Source organism: Chromatium okenii, from assembly GCF_002958735.1.
Lineage (GTDB): Bacteria > Pseudomonadota > Gammaproteobacteria > Chromatiales > Chromatiaceae > Chromatium > Chromatium okenii_A.
The window spans coordinates 1-25,946 of sequence record NZ_PPGH01000006.1 but is presented as its reverse complement, the minus strand read 5'-3'; the positions used below and the strand labels follow the sequence as shown (position 1 = coordinate 25,946).

At 48.6% G+C, this 25,946-nt stretch carries 29 protein-coding genes and 2 pseudogenes; 13 read left to right on the top strand and 18 right to left on the bottom strand.

Features of this window, described 5'->3' with window-relative positions; all coding sequences use genetic code 11:
* From CXB77_RS00555 to CXB77_RS00540, 4 genes are all read right to left on the bottom strand, one after another.
* On the bottom strand, nucleotides 1–265 hold a 265-nt coding region (locus CXB77_RS00555; RefSeq protein ID WP_172452464.1), incomplete at its 3' end, for a heme exporter protein CcmB.
* 6 nt (nucleotides 266–271) lie between these two features.
* Nucleotides 272–889: a cytochrome c biogenesis heme-transporting ATPase CcmA gene (ccmA, locus tag CXB77_RS00550; protein WP_105072385.1), complete on the bottom strand. Its 618-nt coding sequence runs from the start codon at nucleotides 887–889 to the stop codon at nucleotides 272–274.
* 25 nt (nucleotides 890–914) lie between these two features.
* The gene (gene rlmKL / locus CXB77_RS00545) at nucleotides 915–3,095 is read right to left on the bottom strand and encodes a bifunctional 23S rRNA (guanine(2069)-N(7))-methyltransferase RlmK/23S rRNA (guanine(2445)-N(2))-methyltransferase RlmL (RefSeq protein WP_105072384.1); all 2,181 of its coding nucleotides are present in this window, start codon (nucleotides 3,093–3,095) and stop codon (nucleotides 915–917) included.
* Between the two features lie 36 nt (nucleotides 3,096–3,131).
* Nucleotides 3,132–3,542 carry a YajD family HNH nuclease gene (locus tag CXB77_RS00540; protein WP_105072383.1) on the bottom strand — a complete coding sequence of 137 codons (411 nt, stop codon included), beginning with the start codon at nucleotides 3,540–3,542 and terminating at the stop codon, nucleotides 3,132–3,134.
* A gap of 154 nt (nucleotides 3,543–3,696) precedes the next feature.
* Between CXB77_RS00540 and CXB77_RS00535 the strand changes: the two genes are divergently transcribed.
* The 10 genes from CXB77_RS00535 to ubiD all read left to right on the top strand — a co-directional run bounded on the left by CXB77_RS00535 (nucleotide 3,697) and on the right by ubiD (nucleotide 13,385).
* Nucleotides 3,697–6,453, top strand: coding sequence for a PAS domain S-box protein (locus tag CXB77_RS00535; protein WP_172452463.1), 2,757 nt, complete (start codon nucleotides 3,697–3,699; stop codon nucleotides 6,451–6,453).
* On the top strand, nucleotides 6,414–6,596 hold the full coding sequence (locus CXB77_RS00530; RefSeq protein WP_105072381.1) for a response regulator: 183 nt from the start codon (nucleotides 6,414–6,416) through the stop codon (nucleotides 6,594–6,596). Before CXB77_RS00535 ends, CXB77_RS00530 begins: the two co-directional genes overlap by 40 nt.
* The gene (locus tag CXB77_RS00525; RefSeq protein ID WP_105072380.1) at nucleotides 6,593–7,357 is read left to right on the top strand and encodes an Hpt domain-containing protein; all 765 of its coding nucleotides are present in this window, start codon (nucleotides 6,593–6,595) and stop codon (nucleotides 7,355–7,357) included. The genes CXB77_RS00530 and CXB77_RS00525 overlap by 4 nt, the downstream gene beginning before the upstream one ends.
* A 67-nt stretch (nucleotides 7,358–7,424) precedes the next feature.
* Nucleotides 7,425–7,778, top strand: coding sequence for a YkgJ family cysteine cluster protein (locus CXB77_RS20655; RefSeq protein ID WP_242445301.1), 354 nt, complete (start codon nucleotides 7,425–7,427; stop codon nucleotides 7,776–7,778).
* On the top strand, nucleotides 7,748–7,993 hold the full coding sequence (locus CXB77_RS20650; protein WP_242445300.1) for a hypothetical protein: 246 nt from the start codon (nucleotides 7,748–7,750) through the stop codon (nucleotides 7,991–7,993). Before CXB77_RS20655 ends, CXB77_RS20650 begins: the two co-directional genes overlap by 31 nt.
* A 17-nt stretch (nucleotides 7,994–8,010) precedes the next feature.
* Nucleotides 8,011–8,331: a hypothetical protein gene (locus CXB77_RS20645; RefSeq protein ID WP_242445299.1), complete on the top strand. Its 321-nt coding sequence runs from the start codon at nucleotides 8,011–8,013 to the stop codon at nucleotides 8,329–8,331.
* A gap of 5 nt (nucleotides 8,332–8,336) precedes the next feature.
* A complete protein-coding gene (locus CXB77_RS00515; RefSeq protein WP_105072387.1) occupies nucleotides 8,337–8,927 on the top strand; it encodes a D-sedoheptulose-7-phosphate isomerase in 591 nt (196 codons plus the stop codon).
* A gap of 73 nt (nucleotides 8,928–9,000) precedes the next feature.
* Entirely contained in the window at nucleotides 9,001–10,878 is a 1,878-nt protein-coding gene (locus tag CXB77_RS00510) for a DUF1566 domain-containing protein (RefSeq protein WP_172452462.1), read from the top strand.
* A gap of 108 nt (nucleotides 10,879–10,986) precedes the next feature.
* Nucleotides 10,987–11,910, top strand: coding sequence for an Rpn family recombination-promoting nuclease/putative transposase (locus CXB77_RS00505; RefSeq protein WP_105072378.1), 924 nt, complete (start codon nucleotides 10,987–10,989; stop codon nucleotides 11,908–11,910).
* Nucleotides 11,907–13,385, top strand: a complete 1,479-nt coding sequence (ubiD, locus tag CXB77_RS00500; protein ID WP_105072377.1) for a 4-hydroxy-3-polyprenylbenzoate decarboxylase — start codon at nucleotides 11,907–11,909, stop codon at nucleotides 13,383–13,385. Before CXB77_RS00505 ends, ubiD begins: the two co-directional genes overlap by 4 nt.
* A 52-nt stretch (nucleotides 13,386–13,437) precedes the next feature.
* On the opposite strand, the gene mtaB is transcribed toward ubiD, so the two are convergent.
* From mtaB to CXB77_RS00465, 7 genes are all read right to left on the bottom strand, one after another.
* Nucleotides 13,438–14,643 carry a tRNA (N(6)-L-threonylcarbamoyladenosine(37)-C(2))-methylthiotransferase MtaB gene (gene mtaB, locus CXB77_RS00495; protein ID WP_242445297.1) on the bottom strand — a complete coding sequence of 402 codons (1,206 nt, stop codon included), beginning with the start codon at nucleotides 14,641–14,643 and terminating at the stop codon, nucleotides 13,438–13,440.
* A gap of 195 nt (nucleotides 14,644–14,838) precedes the next feature.
* Nucleotides 14,839–15,162 (bottom strand): type II toxin-antitoxin system HicB family antitoxin, encoded by a 324-nt coding sequence (locus tag CXB77_RS00490; protein WP_105072376.1) that lies wholly within the window; start codon nucleotides 15,160–15,162, stop codon nucleotides 14,839–14,841.
* Between the two features lie 55 nt (nucleotides 15,163–15,217).
* The gene (locus CXB77_RS00485; protein WP_242445296.1) at nucleotides 15,218–15,529 is read right to left on the bottom strand and encodes a MazF family transcriptional regulator; all 312 of its coding nucleotides are present in this window, start codon (nucleotides 15,527–15,529) and stop codon (nucleotides 15,218–15,220) included.
* Complete coding sequence (locus CXB77_RS00480) at nucleotides 15,529–15,738, bottom strand: hypothetical protein (RefSeq protein ID WP_105072374.1); 210 nt, start codon at nucleotides 15,736–15,738, stop codon at nucleotides 15,529–15,531. Before CXB77_RS00480 ends, CXB77_RS00485 begins: the two co-directional genes overlap by 1 nt.
* Nucleotides 15,739–15,913: 175 nt before the next feature.
* The gene (locus CXB77_RS00475; RefSeq protein ID WP_105072373.1) at nucleotides 15,914–16,195 is read right to left on the bottom strand and encodes a YkgJ family cysteine cluster protein; all 282 of its coding nucleotides are present in this window, start codon (nucleotides 16,193–16,195) and stop codon (nucleotides 15,914–15,916) included.
* Nucleotides 16,196–16,217: 22 nt separating this feature from the next.
* On the bottom strand, nucleotides 16,218–17,648 hold the full coding sequence (locus tag CXB77_RS00470) for a hypothetical protein (RefSeq protein ID WP_105072372.1): 1,431 nt from the start codon (nucleotides 17,646–17,648) through the stop codon (nucleotides 16,218–16,220).
* 60 nt (nucleotides 17,649–17,708) lie between these two features.
* Nucleotides 17,709–18,716, bottom strand: coding sequence for a hypothetical protein (locus CXB77_RS00465; protein ID WP_105072371.1), 1,008 nt, complete (start codon nucleotides 18,714–18,716; stop codon nucleotides 17,709–17,711).
* A 150-nt stretch (nucleotides 18,717–18,866) separates the two neighbouring features.
* Between CXB77_RS00465 and CXB77_RS00460 the strand changes: the two genes are divergently transcribed.
* Nucleotides 18,867–19,274 (top strand): helix-turn-helix domain-containing protein, encoded by a 408-nt coding sequence (locus CXB77_RS00460; RefSeq protein ID WP_105072370.1) that lies wholly within the window; start codon nucleotides 18,867–18,869, stop codon nucleotides 19,272–19,274.
* Nucleotides 19,275–19,311: 37 nt separating this feature from the next.
* Here CXB77_RS00460 and CXB77_RS24235 read toward each other — a convergent pair whose 3' ends face one another.
* The 4 genes and pseudogenes from CXB77_RS24235 to CXB77_RS00450 form a co-directional block, all read right to left on the bottom strand.
* Entirely contained in the window at nucleotides 19,312–19,917 is a 606-nt protein-coding gene (locus CXB77_RS24235) for a rhodanese-like domain-containing protein (protein ID WP_431520683.1), read from the bottom strand.
* A complete protein-coding gene (locus CXB77_RS24230) occupies nucleotides 19,899–20,117 on the bottom strand; it encodes a hypothetical protein (RefSeq protein WP_431520684.1) in 219 nt (72 codons plus the stop codon). Before CXB77_RS24230 ends, CXB77_RS24235 begins: the two co-directional genes overlap by 19 nt.
* Nucleotides 20,045–20,931, bottom strand: a pseudogene (locus CXB77_RS24225) (NAD(P)/FAD-dependent oxidoreductase). Before CXB77_RS24225 ends, CXB77_RS24230 begins: the two are co-directional and overlap by 73 nt.
* Before the next feature lie 216 nt (nucleotides 20,932–21,147).
* Nucleotides 21,148–22,248, bottom strand: a complete 1,101-nt coding sequence (locus tag CXB77_RS00450) for a response regulator (protein WP_105072369.1) — start codon at nucleotides 22,246–22,248, stop codon at nucleotides 21,148–21,150.
* A gap of 68 nt (nucleotides 22,249–22,316) precedes the next feature.
* Between CXB77_RS00450 and CXB77_RS00445 the strand changes: the two genes are divergently transcribed.
* A complete protein-coding gene (locus tag CXB77_RS00445) occupies nucleotides 22,317–23,051 on the top strand; it encodes an SOUL family heme-binding protein (RefSeq protein ID WP_347338012.1) in 735 nt (244 codons plus the stop codon).
* The gene (locus CXB77_RS00440) at nucleotides 23,051–23,653 is read left to right on the top strand and encodes a DUF938 domain-containing protein (protein WP_105072368.1); all 603 of its coding nucleotides are present in this window, start codon (nucleotides 23,051–23,053) and stop codon (nucleotides 23,651–23,653) included. The genes CXB77_RS00445 and CXB77_RS00440 overlap by 1 nt, the downstream gene beginning before the upstream one ends.
* A gap of 58 nt (nucleotides 23,654–23,711) precedes the next feature.
* Here the strand turns inward: CXB77_RS00440 and CXB77_RS00435 are convergent, their stop codons facing one another.
* The 3 genes and pseudogenes from CXB77_RS00435 to CXB77_RS00425 all read right to left on the bottom strand — a co-directional run bounded on the left by CXB77_RS00435 (nucleotide 23,712) and on the right by CXB77_RS00425 (nucleotide 25,942).
* Nucleotides 23,712–24,629 carry an NAD(P)H-binding protein gene (locus CXB77_RS00435; RefSeq protein WP_105072367.1) on the bottom strand — a complete coding sequence of 306 codons (918 nt, stop codon included), beginning with the start codon at nucleotides 24,627–24,629 and terminating at the stop codon, nucleotides 23,712–23,714.
* 200 nt (nucleotides 24,630–24,829) lie between these two features.
* Entirely contained in the window at nucleotides 24,830–25,153 is a 324-nt protein-coding gene (locus tag CXB77_RS00430; protein ID WP_242445295.1) for an HPF/RaiA family ribosome-associated protein, read from the bottom strand.
* Nucleotides 25,154–25,389: 236 nt separating this feature from the next.
* Nucleotides 25,390–25,942: pseudogene (locus CXB77_RS00425) on the bottom strand (hypothetical protein).
* Between the last annotated feature and the right edge of the window lie 4 nt (nucleotides 25,943–25,946).

Below are 25,946 nucleotides of genomic sequence, written 5' to 3'. Positions count from 1 at the left end.
GACCAGTTAATAATAATTGCTCCAAGGTGCCATCGTCATAATCTGCTGCAAATAATCGCTCTAGCGCCAGCATTGAAGCCAATAACGCGGCAACCCAGACCACGCCGGGACCGAGAATCTGCAAAATCTGCCGTTCAGTGCTGATGCCGAGCGGGAATAAACTGACGACAATCACGAAGAAAAACAAGGTCGTGAGAACATCAGTGCGGCGACGCAGCGCCAGTGTGAGGTCGCGGTGGAGGATGCACCAGAAACTGCGCAACATGTTGGTTTAATCCCCTAAATCCAGATGCGCGACCTGCCCAGAAGTCAGAGGCACGGCTTGGTGTGTGGTTAAAATCGCTAATCCGCCAGCGGCAATGTGGTCAGAAATCAACGTTTGTAGCAGTGCTACTGCGTCAACATCCAGCGCGGTGAAGGGTTCATCCAGTATCCACAGCGGCGCGGTGGACAACATCAGCCGCGCCAGCGCGACCCGTTTCTTTTGTCCTTGCGACAACATTCGCGTGGGTAAATCCTCAAATCCGGTCAAGCCAATGCGGGCGAGTGCTGCCCAAACGCTTGATTGTGAAATGGTATTTCCAGCCAGCGTAGCGGCGATGCTGAGATTTTCGATGCCGGTGAGATCGCCTTTGATGCCGTTGAGATGACCGAAATACAGCACTTCGCGCCGATAATCATCGCCGAGTTGCCGAATCGATTCGCCGCGCCATAACAATTCGCCGTGCTCGGGTGTGAACAAGCCGCAGAGTGTGCGCAACAGTGTTGTTTTTCCGCTACCGTTGCGTCCGCGCACATGCAGCAGCGTTCCGGCGCTGAGACTGAAATTCAGGTCGGTAAACAGTCGCCGATCACCGCGTCGGCATTCCAGTTGCGTCACCTTGAGCATGATGATTGAAAAGAACCTGATGAATTCACGAAAGAAAAGTTGATTGCGGACGCTGCCGAATCGTCCAACAATGATGAATGCGCGGATTGCGGGCGAAATCACGCGGCAGACTCGCTGCGCTGATGTCCTCAACTTCCAGTTCGGCGAGTGCGTCCACATCAATACGGAAGCGCCGGAGATTGTTGGAAAAAATCAACACGCCGTTCGGTTCCAACAGCCGCAACACCGAACGAATCAAGGTCACATGATCGCGCTGAATATCGAGCGTTCCAAACATGCGTTTGGAGGTGGAAAAGCTCGGTGGATCAAGAAAAATCAGGTCGTAACTGCGGCGACCGACGTGACTGTCAAGCCAGCGCAAACAGTCGGCTTGCACCAGTTCGTGCGCATCCAAATCAATGTCGTTTAACAGCAGATTATTTTGTGCCCAGTCCAAATAGGTGTTTGATAAATCGACGGTTGTGCTGGCGCTGGCTCCGCCGCGAGCGGCATAAACCGTTGCCGTGCCGGTGTAGCCGAACAGATTGAGAAAGCGTTTTCCTGCCGCGAGCCGACCGATTAACCCGCGCACGTCGCGGTGATCGAGAAACAAACCAGTGTCGAGATAATCCTCGAAATTGACGAGAAACCGATGTCCGCCTTCAGCAACTTCGTGAAACCGGCGCGTTTCCGCCAGCCGTTCGTATTGATTTGTGCCTTTTTGTGGCTGGCGCACTTTGAAAAACACCCGTTCGCTCGGAATATCAAGCACTTCCGGCATCAAACCCAGCGCTTCACGCAACCGATGCCGCGCTTTTTTCGGATCAACCGTTGCTGGCGCGGCGTATTCCTGCACCTGCACCCAGCGTTCACCGTCGCCCGCGTAAACATCCACCGCCAGCGCATATTCCGGCAAATCTGCGTCATAAATCCGCAAGCATTCAATCTGTGATTCGCGCTGCCATTTGCGCAGCGTTTTGAGATTTTTGGTGATGCGATTGGCGAGCATTTCCGCGCCAGCACTGCGTTCTTGCGCCGGCAGCGGACGCGGCTGATGACTGACGAAATAGCGCGGTTCGACTTGAAAATGCAGCAATTTGCATTCAATCGGGCCGTTGTAGAGCGTGTGCCGTTTGATCGCCCGCAAGCCCATGTGTTTACCCAAATCAGGGCTGCCGGTAAACACTGCTGCTCGCCAACCGATAAACCGTTCTTTCAACACTGCGCCGAGGCGGGCGTACAGCTCTGGCAATTCGTCCTCGCTGCCGAGCCGCTCGCCATACGGCGGATTGACCATCACCAGCCCTTCGTCTTCCTCGCGTCCGGGGAAACAATCGGCGAGTTCGCGCCGTTCAAAATGCGCCAGCCCCGCCAACCCAGCGCGTTCCAAATGATGCAGCGAAGTGCGAATCGCGTTGGGATTTTGATCATAACCACGCAGTGCGCCGAGGCGTTGCAGTCCGGCAGCGCGGCGAATGTGCGCCTCCGCCAGCAGCCGTTGCCACAGCGTTTCATCGTGTTGCAGCCAGCCGTGAAAACCGAACTGCTCGCGCAGCAATCCGGGCGCGATGTCGGCAGCGATCAACGCGCCTTCAATAATCAGCGTGCCGGAGCCGCACATCGGGTCAAGTAACGCTCCGCCCTGCGCGGCAATTTCTGCCCAGCCAGCGCGGAGCAGCAGCGCAGCGGCGAGATTTTCTTTCAACGGCGCGGCTGATCCGCTGTCACGATAGCCGCGCAAATGCAGCGATTCGCCTGATAAATCAAGGCTGATACTGACGTTGTCCTGATGCGCGTAAACATGAATCCGCAGATCGGGATCGTCCGCATCGACGCTGGGACGTTGTCCGCAGCGGCGCGTAAACCGGTCAGCCAGCGCATCTTTCACGCGCAGCACGGCGAAATGTGGATTGGTAATCCCCGGCAAATCGCCGTCAAACTGAATGGCGAAACGGTGCTCTGGCGTCAAATGTTCTTCCCACGCAATGTCGGCAGCAGCGGTATACAAATCATCCGGGCTGCTGGCGGGAAATTGACCGAGCGGAAGCAGAATGCGGTTGGCGATGCGCGACCATAAACAGGCGCGATAACCGTCTTCAATGCTGCCGGAAAAACGCGCTCCGCCACGAGTTTCCGTGGCATCACGCATTCCCAGCCGAATGAGTTCCTCGGCAAGCAAACTGCCCATGTGTTTCGGTGCGGAGGCAAAAAAGAGCTGCGAGGTCATGTGTTTAGGTATCAATTTTCAGTGGTCGGAATGGCATCAATCGTCTTTTTTGAGCAGAGCGGCGAGTGCCTCAAACGGATTATGCGTCGTGGTTTTAGTCGTGCTGCCCGGCGTTTTTCCACGTCCGGCACTCAACGCCGCGAGATGTTCTTCATATTTTTGGTGCTCGTTATCATGGCAGTAAATGCACAACAATTCCCAATTGCTGCCGTCAGCGGGATTGTTGTCGTGATCCATGTCCTTATGATGCACCGTCAGTTCCCGTAAATTCTCACGGGTGAAACTGCGAGCGCAGCGCCCACACACCCAAGCGTAAAGTTTCAGCGCCTGCTCGCGATAGCCCGCAGCGCGTTCCTCGCTGGCTTTGCGGGCATCAGCGACCACGCGGTCGAGTTTGGCATTGTTGATCGGTTTACCCGTTTTGCCGTGACGCGGAGAAGTGCTCATATAAATTCCTTGTAGTAGTCAATTTTCAGTGATTAGCCAGCAATATCCTCTATTCTATCCGTCTACTTCAACCTAACAAATGCCCCACTGCTGCCAAATGGCGTTATTTTATTCAGTGATTAAATCATTCAAAACGTGGATGCTTGTGAGCCGAATGCGTTTCACCCAATTGTTGCCTTTAGCATTATTGATAGCTGCCATTGTGACGCTAACGGCAGGTGGCATTGCCATCAATTTTAATCACCAGAAAGAAAGCGAGGCAGCGCGACTCAATAGCATTGTTGAATCCAAAGCGCGGCAAATTGCTGATTGGCTCAACGAACGGCGTGGAGATGCGCGTTTTATTCAAGAAAGCTATTTAGCAACTGAAATTGGTAGCAACATCGCTAAAACGCCAGTATTGAATAGCAATCTCATTGCACTTCTGAAAGCATTTGCGCGTGATAATGCGTTTCAAAGCATCAGATTATTAACCGCACAAGGCGAATCTATTTGGAGCTCTGTCAACTTACCAGTTGATACGCAATTGCTGACAGCGATACAGGAATGTATAGAAGAGCAACGCATTCGTATTTACGGACCTTATCGTGATGCACAAGGCAATTTACATTTAGATTTTATCACTCCGTTGCCAATTCGTGAGCAACAGCCTAATTTAGTCATCGTGCTGCATAGCAATCCAGTCGCTTATTTATATCCAACACTCCAAAATTGGCCAGTACCCAGCGCCACCGGCGAAATATTACTTGTGCGCCGCGAAGGAAATGAATTCATTGCACTGAATAATTTGCATCATCAACCTGATAGCGCATTAACATTAAACCTGTCATCCACCTTATTAAATTTCGTTGCAGCGCAAATTCCTATAGCTGCGCAATTGCCCAGTAATGCTATCGAAGGTATTGATTATCGTGGAAAATCGGTAATGAGCGTGGGGTTGATGGTTCCCGATACCGATTGGCTGCTCATTGCCAAACGCGATTTAAGTGAAATTGATAGCGAAGTCATTAGTAATGTAATTTGGATTAGTTTAGTCGGTTTGCTGGCGCTGTTAATGACCGTGACGGGAGCTTTTTTACTGCGTCAACGCGAGCAATTAGAAATTGCCGAATCAGTGCATGATGCGCAATTAGCGCGGTTAAAAGTACTCAATTTACTCGCTGATGAAATCGCACAACGGCGGGCGCTGATTGAGCAATCCCGCGATGGCATTCTGGTATTTGATATGGATCATCGCGTCATTGAAGGTAATCAGCGTATGGCGGATATGCTCGGCTGCACCACGCAAGAATTAATTGGAATGCGCAGTTGGGAGATGGACGCAGTCATGTCGGAGGAAATGATCCGTGAAAACTTTAATCCTTTTCCCCATCATGGTTTTGTATTTGAAACTCGTCATCGTCGCTGCGACGGTTCGGAATACCCAGTTGAAGTGAGCGCCAGCAGTGTCTTGTGGGGTGAGCAAAATTTTGTGCTGTGTATTTGCCGCGATATTACCGAACGTAAACAGATTGAATTGCAATTAGCGCAGGAGCGGGCGCATTTAGAAGATCGCGTGAATGAACGCACTGCGGAATTGCATCAGCAAAGTCAAGAATTGCGGGCAATCATCGACAATATCCCGCACATGATTTGGCTTAAAGATGTGAAAGGGCGTTTTCTCGTCGTCAATCAAACAATGGCAAATGTGGTTGGTGGCGCTGTTCAGGATTTACTCGGTCAAACCGATTTTGATCTCTGGCCAATGGAACTCGCCAAACGCTATCGCGCAGATGATCGCGCAGTCATCGCAATTCGGCAGCAGATGACGTTGGATGAACCCATTTTGCATGGAACCGAGATCGTCATTAGCGAAACTTTTAAGGCTCCAGTGCTTGATGCTGCCGGTAACGTATTGGGTACGGTCGGATTTTCGCGTGATGTGAGTGCGGCAAAAGAATTGGAGCGCGTCCGCGAGCAGGCGCGAGAAGCCGCAGAATCGGCCAATCGCGCCAAAAGCGCCTTTCTCGCCAATATGAGCCACGAAATCCGCACGCCAATGAACGCGATTGTTGGCTTAACTTATTTGTTGCAACGCAGCAACATGATGCCAGAGCAAGTCGCACGTTTAGATAAAATTGCCGTTGCTGCCCAGCATTTACTGTTAATTATCAACGACATTCTTGATTTATCGAAAATTGAAGCCGAGCGTTTGGAATTGGAACAAACCGATTTTGCGCTCACCGATATTCTCGATCACACCCGCTCGCTCATTACCGACCAAGCGCAATTGAAAGGTCTGACGGTGACTGCCGACGCAGGCGACGTGCCGAATTGGTTACATGGCGATCCGACGCGCCTGCGCCAGAGTTTGCTGAATTTCGCCAGCAACGCAGTCAAATTCACCACCAGCGGCGGCGTGCATCTGCGCTGTTATCTCATTAAAGATGAAACACTTACTGCGCAGCAGCTCAAAGTGCGTTTTGAAGTCAATGACACGGGCATCGGTATTGCGCCGGAAGAATTGCCGCGACTGTTTACGCCTTTTGGTCAAGCCGACGTGTCCACGACGCGCAAACACGGTGGCACCGGTTTGGGACTGGCGATCACGCGGCGTTTGGCGCAATTGATGGGCGGAGATGCGGGCGTGGAAACTGCGCTCGGCTACGGCAGCACGTTTTGGTTTACCGCAACGTTGCAGCGCGGAAAGTCTGGCGCAATACCAACACCAGCGGCAACGTCACAATTGACGAGCGAATTAGAACTGCGTCAATCCTGCGCCGGAGCGCGAGTGCTGTTGGCAGAAGACAACGCCGTGAACCGCGAAGTTGCGCTTGAACTGCTCGATGCAGTGGCGTTGGTGGCGGAAGTTGCAGAAAACGGCGCGAAGCGGTGGCGCTGGCGACCAGTCGGCATTACGACCTCGTGCTGATGGACGTGCAAATGCCGGAAATGGACGGATTGGAAGCGACGCGCCGCATTCGGGCGCAAACGTTGCAGTCGGAATTGCCGATTTTGGCGATGACCGCCAATGCGTTTGAAGAAGATCGTCGCGCCTGTTTAGCCGCGGAATGAATGATTTTGTCACCAAACCCGTTGATCCTGATGGATTATATCAAGCATTGCTGCGATGGTTGCCGCATCACGCAATCCCCGTTGGCGCAGTGATTGGAGCGGTCATCGGCTCGCCCATCAAACGCCCCTGCTCGGTCGCAATTGCGGGTTTAGACAGTCAACGCGGATTGCGAGCAGTGCGCGGTCAACGCCCGTTATACCTGCGGTTATTGCGGCTATTTGCGCAGGGACATGGCGAAGATTTAGAGCTATTAGACAGCAGCTTAACGGCTGGCGATCGATCTGGTGCGCAGCAATTGGTGCATTGTTTGAAAGGCGCAGCCGCAACGCTCGGCGCGGATCAGGTCGCGGCAACTGCAACCGCATTGGAAGCAGAATTAATACATAACACTGCGCTGGAATCGGCACAAATCGCTGCGTTAATTGAGCAATTGCGCAATGAATTGGACGCATTGATTAGCGCAATTACTGCGCTGCCGGATGTCGATGATTTATTGATTGACGATTTATTGACCAGCGAAGCGTGGAACGATTCTGCTGCGCTCGGTGCAATTAACATTGCGCATCCGTTAATTGCTGAATTAGACGCGCTGTTAGCGGAAGACAACACTCGCGCCGTGCAATTGGCGCGAGAATCTGCTGCGTTATTGCGAGCAACTTTGGGTGAAGCATTTAATCCAGTGATGTACGAAATTGAACATTTTAATTTTGAAGCAGCGCGAGCAGCATTGCGCATCAATACCTGTAACACACGCAGCTAATTTAATTGGCAGTGAAACAGTATTTTCTACTGACAACGAATAACTTTTACAACCGAGACCATTGTTTATGCACAATCCACTTCCTTTTCAAAGCGCAGTCATGCCCGAAGCGTTGCAGTTGAATAGTCCGCTGCAATTTCATTGTCACCCCGGCATCAGTTGTTTTAATGCCTGCTGCAAACGCGCTGACATTACGTTGGCACCTTATGACGTGCTGCGCTTAAAACGGCGTTTAGGTTTAACATCTACCGAGTTTATTCGGCAATTCACCGTTCCTTTTCAAATGGACGGCGATGGTTTGCCGGGCATTAAATTGAAAACGGATGACAATGGAACCTGTTTGCAATTGGCTGGCGATGCCGGTTGCGGCGTTTACAGCGACCGCCCACGGTGTGCCGTTATTATCCGCTGGCGCTATTAACACTGCGCGAAAAGGATTCTGCAATTGCTGAAGAACGCTATTCACTGGTGAAAGAAGCGCATTGTCAAGGTCATGCCGCAGCGCGGACGCTGTCAATTGCGGAATATCGCACCGAGCAGCATTGCGATGAATTCGATGCAAAAAACCGCGACTGGTATCAATTGGTCTTAAAAAAGAAATCGGCAGGGCCAGCCGTGGGCGACCACCGCAATTGAGTTTGCAATTCTTTTTCATGGCCTCTTATGACGGCGATACTTTTCGCCGCTTTGTCTTGAGTGACAATTTCCGCAATACCTACACCTTGCCCGCAGAGTTTTATACGGAAATTGAACAGGATGATGAAACGTTGCTGGAGTTTAGTTATCGCTTTTTGCGGCAAGTTTTATTTGGCGAGCGCACCATTCAAGAAATGGCAGATGCGTGGGAACAGCGCGTCACGCAACGGCAAGATGTTTGGGAAGCGCGGCGACAAATTGAAATTGAACGCCGCGCTGCCGCTGAAGATGAGAAATATCGCGCCGATGGAAATGATGATTGTGGCTGCGCTGGTTAATTGCCATGACTGATATTGCCGCATTCACTGCGCATCTTCGCGTTCAATTAGATGCCACTGTAGCGTTGCTTGCTGCCGTGCAAACCGATAGTGCATTATTAACAGCGACCGTTGCGGCAGCGACGCGCACTGCGGCAGCCATTCAACACGGCGGCACCTTATTTATTTGCGGCAATGGCGGCAGCGCCGGTGAAGCAACGCATCTCAGCGGCGAATTGATCGGGCCATTTCTGAATAAAACGCGGCGACCTTTACCCGCGATTGCGTTGGGATTTGATTTAAGCGCCAGCACTGCCATTGCCAATGATTTCACCTTTGATGCGATTTTTGCGCGGCAATTAAATGCGCTGGCGCGTCCCGGCGATGTGCTTTGGGCGCTATCAACGAGTGGACGTTCTGCCAACATTGTGAATGCGTTAAATGCTGCCACTGAGCGCGGTTTATTGACGGTGTTATTCACCGGCGCGGCGCATTCTGATTTGCCCGCCGCCGATATTGTTTTAGCGGTTCCATCCCGCGATACGCCGCGCATTCAAGAGCTGCATTTGGTGCTCGGTCATTTTATGTGCGAAATGATTGAGCGGTTGAGTGTATAAAACGGAGGTGAAAAACTAACGATAGCAATTTGCAAGTATTTTTCTTTTAACTCTGTGGGGCATTGCGATGTTAATGCGATTTTCTGGATTGAAACGCTGGACAATACTGACCGGTTTATTGGTCAGTACGCTGTTTTGTATCAATGCTGTTTATGCTGCTGGTTTGAATGATACGGGCATTACCACTTGCTCAAATGCCGACACCAACGGCTTGCCGTGTCCGGTCGCCGGTTTTCCCGGTCAAGATGCTGAATTTGGAACCAATGGTTTTGATTTCACGAAATTAGATGCAGCGGGAAATGATTTGCCAACAACCGCCACCGATCACACTTGCGTCCGCGATAATGTGAGCGGCTTGATCTGGCAAGTAAAACTCAGTGATTCAGCTTACACCTTCGACCAAGCCGCTGGTTATGTGAATAACGTTAATGCAACTGGCTTGTGTGGATTTAATGACTGGCGGATGCCGGATATAAAAGAATTATTAAGCATTGCCGATCACAGCCGCCATTCACCAGCAATTGATACTAACTATTTCCCAAATACGCCAAGTGATGAATTTTGGTCAGGTTCTCCCTATGCCTTTTATTCGATCTACGTGTGGGACGTGGGTTTCTACGATGCTCATGTCGGTAACTACGGCAGTCAGTACGATAGTAGCCGCGTTCGTCTCGTTCGCGGCGGACAGTCTTTTTATTATTTTGTTGATAATAATGATGGAACTGTAACGCAGTCGAATACAGGGCTGATGTGGGCAAAATGCAGTGAAGGGCAAAGCGGCACGAATTGTACTGGCACAGCAAAAACAATGAATTGGAAAGCTGCATTAACTGCCGCCAATAATTTTAATCTGGGGGGTTATAACGATTGGCGCTTGCCCAATGTCAAAGAGCTGCAAGTCTTAGTAGATTACAGCCGTTATAGCCCCGCTATTGATCCCAGTTATTTTCCGAATACACCGAGTTCAGGGTTTTGGTCAGGCTCGTCCACGTCTTACGCTGACGGCGCGAGCTACACGTGGCACGTGAATTTCGGCAATGGCAACGCCTACGGCGACAGTCGGGACGACATCAACTACATTCGGTTCGTGCGCGGTGGACAGTCTTTTGATTTAAGCGTGAATAAAACCGGCACAGGCAGCGGTATCGTCACTAGCAAAGACGGTCAAATCAATTGCGGTTCCAATTGCAGCAGCGATTTTGAAAGTGGCAGCAGCATTATTCTCACTGCTACACCTGATACCAGTTCCGGTTCGACTTTTAGCGGTTGGAGCGGCGCATGTACCAATAAAACTGGCGATTGCACCGTGACTATGAGCGCCGCGCAAACCGTCACTGCTAATTTCAATCTATTGCCCAGTTATAAACTGTCAATTACCAAAAGTGGCAATGGCACTGTCACCAGCAAACCGGCAGGAATCAATTGCGGCACCGCTTGCAGTAAACAATTCACCAGCGGCACTGCCGTCACGCTTACCGCCAAAGCGGATACCGGCGGGACTTTTAGCAAATGGACGGGCTGCACTCCAATTGCCACCAATCCACTACAATGCACGGTCACGCTCACCAGCAATAAAACTGTGACCGCTGCATTTAATAATGGCGCATTGGGTGATCTTAAAATCACTGCTATTGCACTCACGCCAGCGTCACCGACTGCAAATAGTATTTTTACCGCCAAGATCACGGTAAAAAATCAAGGCACTGTGACAGCAACCGGCGGTTATTTGGATGTGTGGGCGCATCAAACAGCAGTGCAAACGTGTGGCGCTCAATCCGAATGGATTGAAGTCGGTTCATTAGCTGCCGGAGCGAGCAAAACCTTAACGGTGAGTTTGCGGTCAAAAGGTACTGGCACTAAAACGCTCCGCGCTTTTGTTGATAGCTGGTGTCAAACGCCGGAAGCGGATGAAGCGAATAACCAACTCACTAAAACTTATACGGTGAAGTGAGTTAAATCCTTAGCCTCCCTTTTCAAAGGGGGCTTTTGATAGAGACATTTTTAGTGAGGTTGATACGATGCGTTTTTTGAATCCTAAAACCGATTACACGTTTAAAAAATCTTTGGTTCTGAAACCAGTCATGAGATTTTAATCAGTTTTCTCAACGCAATTCTCAATTTGAGCGGTGCTGAGGAAATTATTGAAGTGACAATTATTGATCCCTATCAAGCACCCAAAATTCAGGGGCTAAAAAACACTTTTTTAGATGTCAAGGTGCGCGATCAAAGCGGGCGTTTTTACATTGTAGAAATGCAGGTGCTTAATGTCGAAGGATTCGAGAAGCGCGTGCTATACAACACCTGTAAAGCCTACGTAAATCAATTGGGAAAGGGTGAGGCTTATCGGCTATTAACCAGTGTCGTTGCAATTACCATCGCTGATTTCATCATGTTTCCAGAATTACAACAGGTAGTCAGTCAATTCCGTTTATCTGCCACTGAAAACCCAGCAATTTATCAGCGCGATTTAGAACTGGTATTTGCAGAATTACCCAAGTTTGATTTAACCGAGGCAGAATTAAAAACTCCATTGGATCGCTGGTTTTACTTTTTGAAAACGGCAGAGAATTTAACCGCAGTACCGGAATCATTAGCTGTAGAACCCGCAATTGCACAGGCACTAGAATTAGCCAATCGCGCTGGTTGGAGCGAAGAAGAATTAGATGATGTTGAAAAGCGTGAGATGTGGTTAGAAGATCAACGCTATTTGCAGGAACAGGCGCATATTGCGGAACAACGCGGATTGAAAAAAGGATTGGAGCAAGGATTAGAAAAAGGGCGGATTGAAGGTGTGGCAACTGGAGCAACGCAGGCGAAAGCAGAAATGCTTTTACTATTATTACGCCAACGATTTGGTGCACTTCCTGCGGCACTGGAGACGCAAATTCAATCGGCACCAAGTGCGGCATTGGATGCGTGGATTGTACGAATATTAACTGCGACTGATTTGGCAGCAGTTTTCACTGATGAAGTGGCAGAATGAAATATAAAGACCTCCGCGATTTTATTGCCCAATTGGAACAACGTGGCGAATTAAAACGCATTCGCGTTCCCGTTGATCCTTATCTCGAAATCACCGAAATCTGCGACCGCACTTTACGCGCTGGCGGCCCAGCATTGCTATTCGAGCACCCAAAAGGTTCAACGATTCCATTGCTGGGCAATTTATTTGGCACACCGCAGCGCGTCGCGCTTGGAATGGGTGAAGAATCGGTTAGTGCATTGCGCGAAGTGGGTAAATTATTGGCGTTTTTAAAAGAACCTGAACCGCCCAAAGGATTAAAAAGTGCATGGCAAACGTTGCCGATTTTCAAAAAAGTATTGGATATGGCACCGAAAATCCGCCGCAATCCACCCTGTCAAGAAGTGAATTGGAGTGGCAATGCCATCAATTTAGATCAATTGCCAATTCAACATTGTTGGCCTGGTGATATTGGGCGCTTGATTACTTGGGGTTTGGTGATTACACGCGGGCCAGAAAAAACGCGGCAAAATTTGGGCATTTATCGAATGCAAGTGATTGGTAAAAATCGCGTCATCATGCGCTGGTTATCACATCGCGGTGGTGCGCTCGATTACCGTGATTTTCAACGGGCGCATCCCGGGCAACCATTTCCAGTTGCAGTGGCACTCGGCGCTGATCCGGCGACTATTCTTGGTGCAGTCACACCAATTCCCGATACGCTATCTGAATACGCATTTGCTGGATTATTGCGCGGCAGTCGCACCGAATTGGCGAATTGTCAAAACTCCGATTTGCAAGTGCCAGCGAGCGCAGAAATTGTATTAGAAGGACATATTTATCCGAATGATATAGCAGCAGAAGGGCCGTTTGGCGATCACACGGGTTATTACAATGAAGTCGATCAATTCCCAGTATTTACTATTGAACGCATGACCACGCGCCGCGAGCCAATTTATCATAGCACCTATACCGGAAGACCACCGGATGAACCAGCAATTTTAGGTGTGGCATTGAATGAAGTTTTTGTGCCAATTTTACAAAAACAATTCCCAGAAATTACGGATTTTTATTTGCCACCAGAAGGCTGTTCGTATCGGCTAGCGGTGGTCAGTATTAAGAAACAATATCCAGGTCATGCCAAACGAGTGATGATGGGCGTATGGTCATTTTTACGCCAATTTATGTATACCAAATTCGTGATTGTGGTGGATGATGATATTTGCACCCGCAATTGGAATGATGTGATTTGGGCAATGACCACGCGAATGGACCCGGTGCGCGATACGGTAATGATTGAAAACACGCCAATTGATTATTTAGATTTCGCTTCACCAGTATCTGGACTAGGTTCTAAAATTGGTTTTGATGCCACGAATAAATGGACAGGCGAAACGAATCGTGAATGGGGGCAGCCGATTCAAATGGATGCAGCAGTGCGTGAGCGCGTGGATCAAATTTGGAATACGTTAGGATTAAATTGTGACACCAAATAGTGCTTCACCATCCGCTGTTAATTCCGTGAGTTGCACATCAATGAGCCGGTGTTCAGCAATTGCGAGAGGATTTAATCCGTACTGGCAAATAGTTAGGCGTATAACCAAAACGCGCAGATGTTGGTGCTGCGTCTGCGCCCTCAATTAACACTGTTACCTGTTGCCCAATTTGCGCAGTTAATACTTGCCGTTTCAATTCTTGTGCTAGTGTTTTTAATTCTTCACTGCGCTGATGTTTAATTGCTGCATCAATTTGATGTGGCAAAGTTGCGGCAATCGTTCCAGTACGGGGCGAATAGTTGAAAATATGGACATGCCCAAACTGCACCGACTCCACCAACTGCAACGTTTGTTGCCAATCAGCGACAGTTTCGCCTGGAAAACCGATGATGATGTCGGTGGTCAGATTTAGCCCCGGCACTTGCGCTCGCCCAATTTCAACTAACTGCATGAATTCATACGCTTTACAACGCCGACCCATGCGGCGCAGCACTGCATCTGAACCACTTTGCAGCGGCAAATGCAGATGTGGCAGCAAGCGCGAGTTGGTAAATAATGCCCAAAAATCAATAGGTAAATCCCAAGGTTCCAGCGAACCAAGACGCAGGCGCGGAATTGTCGTCACTGCGAGTAAATGGGCGATCAATGCTGTCAGATTATCACCACAATCGCTGCCGTAACCGCCAAGTTGTACGCCAGTTAACACCACTTCCTGAATACCAAATTGTTGCAAGCGATTGATCAAATTAACGATTTCGGTGCGAGAACGGCTGCGTTCTGCGCCGCGAGCCTGAGTTGTGATGCAAAAGGTACACTGATACCGGCAACCGTCTTGAGCTTTGATAAAAGCGCGTTGTCGGTTGCGAACAAACAACGGAGTGGCGAAATCGTCCCTAATTTCTTTTTTAGTGAGGGAAAAATGCGACATCACGAGATCAACCAGTTGATCTTTATCACTATTTTTGATCAACAAAGTCACACCGCGCTCCTGCGCTAACGCAGTAGCTTCTAGCGTTGCCAAACAACCACTGACGATTAATTGCGCATTTGGGTTATTGCGCTGTTGTTGCCGCAATAATTGGCGTGATTTACGCACGGCTTGCGCCGTTACTGCGCAAGTGTTAATCACGATTAAATCCGCTGGCGCATTCTCGTTAACGATCTCAAAACCGTATTGATAAAAATCGTCTGCCCAACTTTCTAATTCGGCTTCATTAAGACGACAGCCAAGAGTTAACAATTTAATTTGTTTAAACATTAGGGTTTATTTGGAAGGCGGTCATGCAGTTTGAGTGGATGTATTTTACTATTAGCGTCAATTTTTACCTAAATTTTTAGGCAACACAACAAAAAACGCCTTCGGTTTCCCAATGGCGTTTGCTGATTAAACGTTGATGTAGCGAAACGATTATTTATTAGCTACTCATTTTTGCATTTCGTCCCAAACCTTCAGCTAAAAATTCAATATCAGCGTATTGAGTGACACACCTTCTGTTTGCGCTCGTATTGCAAGCTGCGCGTGAATCGATTTCGGTATTTGTGCAACGAACTTCTCAGCAATGATGCCGCCGCTGGTAGGTGTCGGTACAGTAAAACCTTGATCCGTTAGCGTAGCAATGGTGGCTGCGAGTGCGTCATGACCGTTGATTATAGCTTCTTCAATTGTTTCGCCATCTGCAATACATTCTGAAAAATCAGGGTAAGAAATCAAAAAACCGCCCCCTTCATTCACACTTAAAGGGCGAATTTCAAACGGGTAGTCAATTAGGTTATTCATTTGTTAGCTTCCTTTCACGAGTACCAAAAATTTCCTGTTGATTGAGGCATTACCCTTAAATTAATTCACTTTGCAGTAGTTGAATAACGGCTTTTCGCGTTTTTATAAGCATGTCTGCTTGTAATGTTCCAGCCACGCGACGGAATAGGATTTCATTAGCAGTGAACAGCTTGCCAGCACGCGCATAACTTTGACGCAACAAGCCACCATTGATGAAATCGCCTTCACTAATTACCACCGCACGCACGTCTGCATAAGCATTACTTGTAATTTGACAAGCAATCCAATCACCACGACCAGCATCGGCAAGCAATAGCGCCGGACGGAATTTATTTTGCGTCAAATCTGAAAACGGAAATGGCAGCACTACAATTTGTCCGGCTGTAAATCGCTCCATGCTTCATCCTCCTCTGGTTTCAGCCAATCTTCAGATAATGCGGCTTCTGCTAATAGCGTTGTCTCCATCGGCTCATTTAACAGCGTGAGCAAAGCGCGACCCATTGGAAGACGGTCACGCAGTTCGAGTGGATGCACTTGACCATTAGCGTCAATCTCTACCTCAATTGTTTGCAACATCAATTTAATTGACCTCGTAAATGAACAATGAAGTTGGCTGCTGTGATGCTTATCCTACCTAAATTTTTAGGCAACACAACAAAAAACGCCCCGGTTTCCCAAGGGCGTTTGATGGTTAAATGTTGATGTAATCAGTAAAATTTGTACTAGTCGTTAAAATAGTTCTGTGGTTGATCTAAGTCGTTTTGTTTTTCAGTTTAACTACATTGCGCAGATATTCACATGCTTGTAGATTTAATGTAACAAAATCATCCCAAATTATTGTATCTTGGTAATTTAATTGATACTGAAGACCAATTCGGCAAATATCAGGTCTTTCGTTATAAATACTACATAGCTTTTCTTCCTCGTTAAAGTAACGACATAATCCATCACCTCGGTCTAAAAAAGTAGTTTTCGTTGATAAATTTGTATTTTGACAGCAAGCGCCACAGCGGTTGCATGGAAACGCATTCACAGTACAAAATCTCGGCTATCATCTAACATAAATTCATTAAATTCATCAAAACTTTTGAAAGGTAGACTTGCACCAAAGGCGGTGTTAATTTTTCAAGACCGCAGTTAAATTGATCTGCATCCCAAGCGGTTAATGCGTTGTCCATGCTGTCAAATGCACTTGCTATTAACTGATGACGTTCTGCAAAGTTTTTTCTAAATATCGCTTCTAATTCAAAACGATGTGCTTGCATTAGCGGAATTGCTGTTAAGCATAAAGCCTCAATATGTTCTCGTCGTTCGCGTGATGCTTTTACAGCCGAAGACTCGCCAAGACTAATAAGTCCTGATTGGTGCAACATGCTTCCCACAAAATAACCAACGGTTGAGCCAATGAACGCGCCTAATATCGGAACAGGAATAATCGCCTGACCCAATGCACCATAATAAAAAGCACTTGCACCAGTTATTGCAGTTTCGCTGATTTCTGTTAAAAGCTGGTCACTGTTAATATCGCCATTCAAATAGCTAACAATTGATTTGCCGCTCTGAACAACTCCAGCTGCAATTGCAAGATGTGCATTGCCTTTAGTAAAGCCATTGATAACATTTTGGGCAACACCAGTTTTCACTAAAGCGTGTGGTATTCCTTTACTGATTGCTGTAGTTGCATAGCCGATCACGTATCCTTTTGCTGCATCAACAGCAACTTGTGCAACTACCTCACCTATTTCCGCTTCACCACGACCTAACTTTAATAGACCATCAATACTAGAAATACCTCCTGAAATTAACGCACCAGTTTTACCTGCTTCTAAACCAGATCGGTGCATTTCTGCTCGAATAGATTTTGATTCAATGCTTTTAGCAACTTGATCTGCACCAGATGAAGTTGTTGTTCGCATTGCTTCAGCATGAGTCGTTGAGCCTGACGAAACACCATCTAGTGATAATTCTTTGCGTAAATTGCGCAGCGTGTCTTCATATTGCGCTTGTTTTAATGTTCCCGCTTCGACTCTTTGCTTCAAAAGAGCTTCTATTTTTTCATATTGTTCTGAAGGTGGTAAGCGCAATAAACCTTGATATTTTGATTCATCGAGCTTATCAGTTAGTGAATTCAAACTAGAAACTGCTTTATTACAAGATTTTGCTTGATAACTCAGTTTTTTACGTCCCTGCTGGACGATTATATCTACAGGGTCATGTGGTTTTCCAACTGAATCAGTTGTATAAGCACGCACATCTGTACGACCTTTTTCCAAAGCATCAAGATTAAACCTAGCAACTGACAGTTGTTCAAATTGTCGTCCTTGTGCAATGCCAGGTGCAACATTTTTCCATTTTTCAGCTAAAAAGCGCAAACGGTCAGCATCTTTTAACAAGAGATTTGATGCTTCGGTGATTTTAGCGGTTTGTTTATCTGCAATAAAAGTTGTTGCTAATGAGTTTAGGTGATCAATTTTTTTCTGTTTCATTACATTATCTCACGCAAAAAAAGGGATGAGCAAAACTGCACATCCCCAATCTAAATAAAACTATCGAGAGCTAAATTCTAACGTTTTTTGTTGCGCTTCAAGCAGTGCCTGTTCAGATACAGTAGTTAAACTACCGCTTTCATCAAGTATTGGCACTTCAAGAATGTTTTTAAGTGTCTTCGCCATCATTGCTGCCATCATCACGCCTTTACGATCATCACTGGAGTAAGTGGCATAATTTGTGTTCTTAGAAACCAACTTTTGTAATCCCAAAAGTAATGGTTGGAATACAGCATCTAGTTGTATCAAAACTGAATGAATCTGATTAAACCTGCGACCAATTGCTCGTGTCACAATTGTTGCAGTTTTCATTTGTTCGGCGGCAGAACGCGCATTATCTCGATTGCTATACGCATTATTTTTTGCTTCCTCCGCCTTGGATGCCAGCATCATACCGCCAATAGCAAGCACCGGACCGGCAACAATTCCGCCAAGAATTGCAGTTCCGCCAGCCATACCGAAACCACCCGCTGCTAAACTACCACCTCCCAGCCATGCTAAAGTAGCATTCGTTGCTGCCGCACCACTCAACGACGCAATTGCCGTTCCTGTTGAAGCAGTGGCTAACCAACCAACACCACCGTAAACTGCGAGACCAGCCAATCCACCCGCTCCTAATGCCGTAATACCAGCACCAACAACTTCTTGCATTTCTAACGCTGCTTTCTGAATTGCCCGCATATCTTCTTGCGTAAGGTCATTCAGATTAAATTCATCTTGCAACTGCTGATCTCGGAAATCAACATTTTTAATCTTAGAAAACGTATTAACAAAAGGGATCAAGCGTTCTTCATACATCTCAAACTTAAACTGACCTAACTCATTCATCTCTTCTTGAGTTTGATCGCGTGCATATTCCAGTCTTTGGGCAGCACTATCGTAAATATCCTTAGCTTCAGTATTTAACTCTTTTGCGTGATCAAAATCTTTCTTAGCATCAAAACCCTTTTTAACACCATAACCACCAGCGGCTAAGGCAATACCAGCAAGAATAAAAGGAATCGGCATACATAACTCTCCATTGCAGTTTCAAGTAGACTTGAAAAACCTGCCGCAAAAAACAAGACAACCATCTGCGACGTGCGCTAGAATACAACCCAGAATCACAAGATAAAACCCACAAACACTCTACTTTTCCACCACTTTTAGGAGTATTTCATGCACATTCACGAAAAGCTCAAGGTGATGCGTCAATATAAAGGTTGGTCACAGGAAGAGATGGCGGAAAAGCTGGGTTATTCATTAAATGGCTACGCTAAAATCGAGCGCGGTGAAACAGATGTTAAAGTCGATCAACTCGGAAAAATCGCAAAAGTAATGGGTATGGATTTGCAGCAATTATTAAATTTGAACGACAAAAATGTATTTAATCTAGTAGAAAGCTGTAATCATAACAATAATTCAAGCGGAAGCATTTTTTTAACAGAAACCCAATGTGCTCACGAATTAGAAAAAGCACATTTACTATTGCAAGAACGCGATAAAGAAATTGAAAATTTAAAACAGCAAATCAGCCAGCTTAAAAAGATTAATGCGTTATTAGAAAAACACAATGCTGGCGATTGAACGCGTGGAGTGCAGATTGCACCCCACACATTTACCATTACTTCTCGCGGGAATACGGCCAAGCAGCAATGCCGCCTTCCATCACCTTCACATTATTCCAACCGTGCCCTTGTAAAATCGCCGCTACTTCATAACCACGCAAAGAAACACGACAATACACAATAATTTCTTTGCTTTTATCCTGCGGCAATTCATGTAAACGGCTGCGCAATGCGCCCTGCGGAATTAACACCTCACCAATTCCTAACCGCAATTCTTCAAATTCGGCAGGTGTGCGCGTATCAATAATGAAACAATCCGCGCCGTGATCCACGCGCTGTTTCACTTCCGCAACTGAAATTCCCTGCATTCGTCCCAGCAGTTTATTTTCTAAAACCTGCGCTGCGGTAATCACATGATCCAGCGCCATTGAATACGGCGGCGCATACGGCAAATCGGCATTAACTAAATCCGTCACCGTCAATTGACCGCGCAGCGCCATTGCCACCGTTGCCACCCGTTTGCTTGCGTCGCCGGGACCGATGCACTGAAAACCCAGCACTCGCCCGCTTTTTCGATCCGCAATCATCTTACTAATCAGCAACTTGCCCTGCATATACGGCGGAATGTCCAAGCCCGCAATCATCACGGTTTCGATGTCCAATCCAGCGCCAGCGCCCGTGTTGCGCTTAAACCAGTGAAACCAACGGTGTAATCGAAAATTTTGCAAATGCCGGTGTGCGTGATGCCGGGGAATTTGGCGCTGCCTTCTGCGATCAGGTTTTGTCCAATCACGCGACCTTGTAAATTGGCGATGTCGCCATAGGAGCGCGGACTTTTTCGCCGGTAATCAACGAGGTGCATTCCACGCAGTCGCCCGCTGCGTAAATATCCGGGTCGGAAGTCTGCATGAATTCGTTGACTGCGATCCGCCCGCTGCGCCGATGTCCAATCCCGCTGCCTGCGCCAGCGCGATGTTCGGACGCACGCCGACTGCAACCACTGCCAATTGGCATGGCAGCTCGGTTCCGTTGTCGAGCTTGACTCCGGTGATTGCGCCGTTATCGCCGAGAAAGGCTGCAACGCCGTTGCCAGTGATGATGTCGGCATCAAAACTGCGCACATGATTGGCGACCAGTAACGCCAAATCGTGGTCGAGAAACGGCAGAATCGACGGCATTTTTTCAATCACGGTCGTGTGAATGCCGGCCAAATGCAGCGCCTCGCACACTTCAAATCCAATTAAACCGCCACCGACAACCACTGCTCGCGTCGCCTGCTTTTGGTCACGAATCGCGCGAATTGCATCGGCATCACCGAGTGAATGCAGCGTATAAATTCCACTCAAATCTGCGCCAGCAATTGGCGGATATAACGCAGATGCGCCGGTTGCAATCACCAATTTGTCATACGCCAGCGTGGTTAATTCACCGGTCGGTACATGTTTACAAGTGACGGTTTTTGTATTGCGATCAATTGCCACTGCCTCAGTTAAAACTTTGGCTTCAATTCGTTTGGCGGCATTAAAAAAATTCGGATCGCGGACAATTCCTGCGGAGGTACAAATCAATTGATTGCGGTCATCAAACACGCCGCCGACGTAATACGGATAGCCGCAGGATGCCATTGATAAATCGGCTTCTTTTTGAATGATGGTGATGTTGGCGTGTTCATCCATTCGCCGCGCTTTGGCGGCAGCTTTTGGTCCGGCGGCGGAGCCACCAATGACGACGATATTGAGCGGTGGTGTAGACATGCAAAAACTCCAAAGACGTGATTGAGTGAAACACGCGCCGCATGGTGACGGCGCAGTGGCGGTCATTATGCGGCGGGTGTGACTGTGGAAGATTTGAAGATACGCAGTGAAGCACGAGTTTTTGCGGTGAGCGCGGCGTTATTCCGCAAGCGGTTCGGCATAACGCTCGGCGATGGAGCGAAATTCCTCGAATACCGTCAGAAACGCATCGACTACATCGGGATCAAAATGCTTGCCGCGCCCAGCAACGATGATTTCCAGCGCATCGGCAAATGGCATCGGCGGTTTATACACACGCGGCGAAATCAACGCGTCGAACACATCCGCCAGCGCCATCAACCGCGCAGCAATCGGAATATCGCTGCCAGAACGTCCTTCGGGATAACCGCTGCCGTCCCATTTTTCGTGGTGATAATGGGCGATGTCTTTGGCCAGCACGAGAAATTCGACTACGCGATCCGCGTCACGCTCGGCCTGTTCAATCGCATCGCTGCCGAGTTTGGCGTGGGTTTTCATCACTTCCCATTCGGCTGGCGTGAGTTTGCCGGGCTTGAGCAAAATCGAATCGGGAATGCCGACTTTGCCGATGTCATGCAGCGGTGCGGATTTGGTCAATTGGTCAATCACGCGGTCGGTGAGAAAGTCAGCGAATTGCGTATGACGTTGTAACTGCTGCGCCAGCGCCCGCACATACCGCTGCGTTCGCCGCAGATGGTTCCCCGTTTCGGGATCGCGGATTTCGGCGAGATGGGCGAGCGCATGAATACTCACATCCTGCACCACCAGATTTTCCTGCATCCGTCGCGCCAGCTCGGTTTCGAGATAAGCATTTTGATTTTTCAGCCAATCTCGCGCTTGTTTTAATTCCAACTGAGTGCGCACTCGCGCCAGCAAAATCGGCGGCACAATGGGTTTGGCGATGTAATCCACTGCGCCGACATCTAATCCCCGCAATTCGGCATCTGCGCTGTCCATCGCCGTCACGAAAATTACCGGAATTTCACGGGTCAACGGCTCGCGGCGCAGGCGCGTGAATACTTCATAACCGTCCATTCCCGGCATCATCACGTCGAGCAAAATTAAATCCGGCCACGGCGGAGTGGTGGCAATACGCAATGCCTTTTCGCCAGAGGTGGCGGCACGAACCCGATAATTGAGCTGCAACAATTCACTCAATACCGTGAGATTTTCCGGTGAGTCGTCAACAATCAGGATTGTCGGTAATGCCCCAACCAACATAGAGCCTCCATCAAATAGCGCGTTAATCGGCGATCTTGGTGCAATTGTATAGGTGTGAGGCAACCGTAATGTTGTCAATGACAATCCCGCTGCTGCTGCGTACCCTAGTTGCTAATTTACTTAACTTGGTTCAGGAATTATCAACACCGATGAAAATTATTCTCATTATTGGCGCTGCGCTATTGGCGCTCGCAGTCACTGCGCTGGCGGTTTTTGTGTTTATCGTGCAAAACGTTGAAACGCCGGTTTATCAAATCGTTATACAAGAGGAAGCGTTTGAAATTCGTGATTATCCACCGCTAGTGGTGGCTGAAGTGACGCGAGAAGGAACACGCAAAGCGGCGTTACGAGCGGGGTTTTCTCCGCTGGCTGGCTACATTTTTGCCAAAGAACGGACGGGCGAGCGTGTGGCAATGACTGCGCCGGTGATTCAGCAACGCGATGAATCCATTGCGATGACTGTGCCGGTGACGCAAACGCAGAACGAAAATGGCGCATGGACGGTGCGTTTTATCATGCCGGCAGGTTATCGCCGCGACACGCTGCCTGCGCCAGCCAATGCGGAAGTGCAATTGCGCGATCTGCCGCCGCGTCATTGTGCAGTGGTGCGTTTCAGCGGTCGGGCAACGGATGAATTGATTGAAACGCAAGAGCTGGCGCTACGTGAGTGGCTCAAAGCGCGAGGTTTGAACGCGGTCGCAGCACCGATTTACGCTTATTACAACGATCCGTGGACGCCCGGTTTTTTGCGGCGCAACGAGATCATGGTTGATGTTGCATTGCCGACGCAGGAGAATCGCTAATGCCTTATTCTGAAAAGCCTTTTTCAACATCGAGTGTCGAAAACCGCGAGCCGATTTTGGCGGTGATTCAACCGCTGTTTCAACACGCGCATCGCGTGCTTGAAATTGGCAGCGGTACGGGTCAACACGCAGTGTTTTTCGCTGCAGCCATGCCGCATCTGATTTGGCAAACCAGTGAAATGGAAGACAATTTGCCGGGAATGCGGCTGTGGTTGGATGAAGCAGCGTTGCCTAATTTGCCACCACCACTGCTGCTCGATGTCGGTGGTCACTGGCCGCACGAAGTATTTGATGCAGTGTTTAGCGCCAATACTGCGCACATCATGTCCGCAGTTGATGTCGCCATTATGTTTTGCGGGATCGGTACGATTTTGACGCCCGGCGGGTTGTTTGCGCTGTACGGACCATTTAACGAAGGCGGACGTTTTACCAGTGAAAGCAATCAACAGTTTGATATGCGGCTACGCGCTCAAGACCCGCGCATGGGACTGCGCGATATTGACGATTTGCAAGCACTTGGCAATCAACACGGTTTACGGTTGGTCGCAAATCACACCATGCCGGTAAATAACCGTACTTTGGTATGGCAGCGCGATAGTTAATAAAATCAGTAGGATGTAGCAATTAAACTTGGCTACATCCTATTTCATCACCGCTTTTTTATAAATAACGCAATTGCGCTGCATTAAACGGCGTAGGCGTTAAACCAAGACGCGCAAAACCGTCGTTTTCATTGCACACATTCCCTTCCAACAGCATTTGCAATTGGTCGCGAGAAATCGGAAACCACGCATAACGATCCAGCAATCCCGCCATCGTTTGAATGGCAAATGCTGGCGCAGGAACCATCCATTTTGATTTGCCGGACGCAGCAGCGATGGTTTGTAAAATCGCTTTCCAACTGTATCGCTGCGCTCCGCATAGGCTGTAAGTCTGTGATTCAGTGCGGGTTTCGGTCAATGCCAGCGTAAACGCCGCTGCGACATCTTCGACACTGACCGGTGCCAATTCAAAACTACCGGCATTCAACGGCGATAAACCCTGATAAAACAATGGCGCAGGCAGCGGGCTGTCGATGATGTCCTGTTTGAGCTGGGAGCAAAATTCCATGCGTCCCTGCGGATCGCCAAAAATCACGGATGGGCGAAAAATCGTCCACCGCAATCCTGAGGCTTTAAGCGCCTGTTCTGCCTGATATTTCGTGCGCTGATACGCTGTTCCGTCAGCATGAATCCCGTTGGCGCTCATCAACACAAAGCGGTTGACACCAGTTGCCTGCGCAGCAGCGATGGTGTCCACCACGCCTTGATATTGCAGCGCCTCGAAGGTGATTCCTTGCGCTGGAAACTCACGCAGAATGCCGATGAGATAAATCACTGCATCTGCGCCAGTTAAGCATTCGTTTAATGCCGACGAATCAGCAACTTGTCCGTAAACCAATTCACATTCGCTGCGCAGCGCAATTTTACTGTCGCTGCCCGCTCGCACCAGCAGCCGGGGTGTGTGTCCGGCAGCGACGAGATGACGCACGAGATGAACACCGACAAAGCCAGTACCACCGATGATGGCTACTTTCATGGGATTGATCCTGAAGAGAGCTGAACTGAGGCAAACGTGGGGGTTGATGCGCGTCAGTCAATACAATGTTGGTATTGAAACGCAATGCGAGCATTTTAGGAGTTACGCAGTTATAGATGCAAGCTATTGATTTGATTGTCAGTAATAACGCTATTTTTACTGACGACTGACAACTTTTTTCAACTGCGTAACTCCTACATTTAATAACGGGCGAGTTGCGCTGATGCAGCGCAGGTGATTGGTGGTGCGGTGGCGGGGAGATTTTGACGCCGAGAACGGCGGATATTGCGGCGAGCGGTGGTGAACACTTCGAGAATTGCTTCGCTGGCAGTTTTGCGAGCATCTCGCACTACAATTTGGCAACCCGGACTGACTCGGGCACTGAGTTCGCAACGGACGCGATGACCGTGCAGCGGATCAAATTCTTCTTGGATGGTGATTTGAGCATCGATTTGTCCAGTAGGAAATCGAGCAGCAAATTTTTCGGCTTCGCTTTCAATCTGACGACGGATGTTGACATCCAATGCGAGCGTATCCCGCCGATCTTCATTTGCATAACGTGAAATTCTCTAATAAGGCTCGGTGCCACAAACTGCGCAAAAACTGGGATGGCGACCGAATAAAACTGAGTGAGGAAGTGGAAAGCAGAAATTAGCGATGAATGAATCGCTGAGGATGCGCAACGACATCGCATCGAGCGCGGCGCAGATGATGGTGATATGCGGCTGGAAAAGCAAGAATAGAACTTGCGTTGCGGCATTTACTCGAATAACTCATTGAGTGCGCGTGTAAATTTTTTGTACGCATCCCAGCCATCACGATCCATCACTTGATCAATGACCAACGATTTTCTGGCGCAGCGCCCATCAGCGTTTGAATTTCAAAGCCGAGATGACGCAGCAGCGCGTAGCTCGGTCCCTGTTCATCCCATTGAAATGCCGCATATTCGTCCGAACGAAGATTGAGGTACTCAATAAATGGCGTTCCGTAATCGCCTGCGCCGAGTAAATCCAGACTGTTGTCTTGAACGTGCTCGACTACTTTTTTTGCCAGCGCAATCATCAACATGCGGCGATCTTCGTCTGACAGCCGATCGTGAGACAGTCGATCAGCCGTTTGTAGCAAAAACACCAGATATTCTTGAATCACCAACAGGCGCTGCGCATCGCTGGCATAAGTAAAACGTTCGCAGTGCAAATTGATCGCCTGATCGAGCGCCAGCCGCCATGCAATAAACGCGAGCGCACTCGCAATTTCCGGCAGCGACCGTTCCGCGCTTCATTTTGCCAATGGCTTTTGATCCGCAACGCCATGAGT

What these genes read in the sequence shown, in the direction of transcription:
- ccmA (WP_105072385.1), bottom strand. Translation starts at nt 889, where the DNA reads ATGCTCAAGGTGACGCAACTGGAATGCCGACGCGGTGATCGGCGACTG.
- rlmKL (WP_105072384.1), bottom strand. Translation starts at nt 3,095, where the DNA reads ATGACCTCGCAGCTCTTTTTTGCCTCCGCACCGAAACACATGGGCAGT.
- CXB77_RS00540 (WP_105072383.1), bottom strand. Translation starts at nt 3,542, where the DNA reads ATGAGCACTTCTCCGCGTCACGGCAAAACGGGTAAACCGATCAACAAT.
- CXB77_RS00535 (WP_172452463.1), top strand. Translation starts at nt 3,697, where the DNA reads ATGCGTTTCACCCAATTGTTGCCTTTAGCATTATTGATAGCTGCCATT.
- CXB77_RS00525 (WP_105072380.1), top strand. Translation starts at nt 6,593, where the DNA reads ATGAATGATTTTGTCACCAAACCCGTTGATCCTGATGGATTATATCAA.
- CXB77_RS20655 (WP_242445301.1), top strand. Translation starts at nt 7,425, where the DNA reads ATGCACAATCCACTTCCTTTTCAAAGCGCAGTCATGCCCGAAGCGTTG.
- CXB77_RS20645 (WP_242445299.1), top strand. Translation starts at nt 8,011, where the DNA reads ATGGCCTCTTATGACGGCGATACTTTTCGCCGCTTTGTCTTGAGTGAC.
- CXB77_RS00515 (WP_105072387.1), top strand. Translation starts at nt 8,337, where the DNA reads ATGACTGATATTGCCGCATTCACTGCGCATCTTCGCGTTCAATTAGAT.
- CXB77_RS00510 (WP_172452462.1), top strand. Translation starts at nt 9,001, where the DNA reads ATGCGATTTTCTGGATTGAAACGCTGGACAATACTGACCGGTTTATTG.
- ubiD (WP_105072377.1), top strand. Translation starts at nt 11,907, where the DNA reads ATGAAATATAAAGACCTCCGCGATTTTATTGCCCAATTGGAACAACGT.
- mtaB (WP_242445297.1), bottom strand. Translation starts at nt 14,643, where the DNA reads ATGTTTAAACAAATTAAATTGTTAACTCTTGGCTGTCGTCTTAATGAA.
- CXB77_RS00490 (WP_105072376.1), bottom strand. Translation starts at nt 15,162, where the DNA reads ATGAATAACCTAATTGACTACCCGTTTGAAATTCGCCCTTTAAGTGTG.
- CXB77_RS00480 (WP_105072374.1), bottom strand. Translation starts at nt 15,738, where the DNA reads ATGTTGCAAACAATTGAGGTAGAGATTGACGCTAATGGTCAAGTGCAT.
- CXB77_RS00470 (WP_105072372.1), bottom strand. Translation starts at nt 17,648, where the DNA reads ATGAAACAGAAAAAAATTGATCACCTAAACTCATTAGCAACAACTTTT.
- CXB77_RS00465 (WP_105072371.1), bottom strand. Translation starts at nt 18,716, where the DNA reads ATGCCGATTCCTTTTATTCTTGCTGGTATTGCCTTAGCCGCTGGTGGT.
- CXB77_RS00460 (WP_105072370.1), top strand. Translation starts at nt 18,867, where the DNA reads ATGCACATTCACGAAAAGCTCAAGGTGATGCGTCAATATAAAGGTTGG.
- CXB77_RS24230 (WP_431520684.1), bottom strand. Translation starts at nt 20,117, where the DNA reads ATGCACCTCGTTGATTACCGGCGAAAAAGTCCGCGCTCCTATGGCGAC.
- CXB77_RS00450 (WP_105072369.1), bottom strand. Translation starts at nt 22,248, where the DNA reads ATGTTGGTTGGGGCATTACCGACAATCCTGATTGTTGACGACTCACCG.
- CXB77_RS00445 (WP_347338012.1), top strand. Translation starts at nt 22,317, where the DNA reads ATGTTGTCAATGACAATCCCGCTGCTGCTGCGTACCCTAGTTGCTAAT.
- CXB77_RS00440 (WP_105072368.1), top strand. Translation starts at nt 23,051, where the DNA reads ATGCCTTATTCTGAAAAGCCTTTTTCAACATCGAGTGTCGAAAACCGC.
- CXB77_RS00435 (WP_105072367.1), bottom strand. Translation starts at nt 24,629, where the DNA reads ATGAAAGTAGCCATCATCGGTGGTACTGGCTTTGTCGGTGTTCATCTC.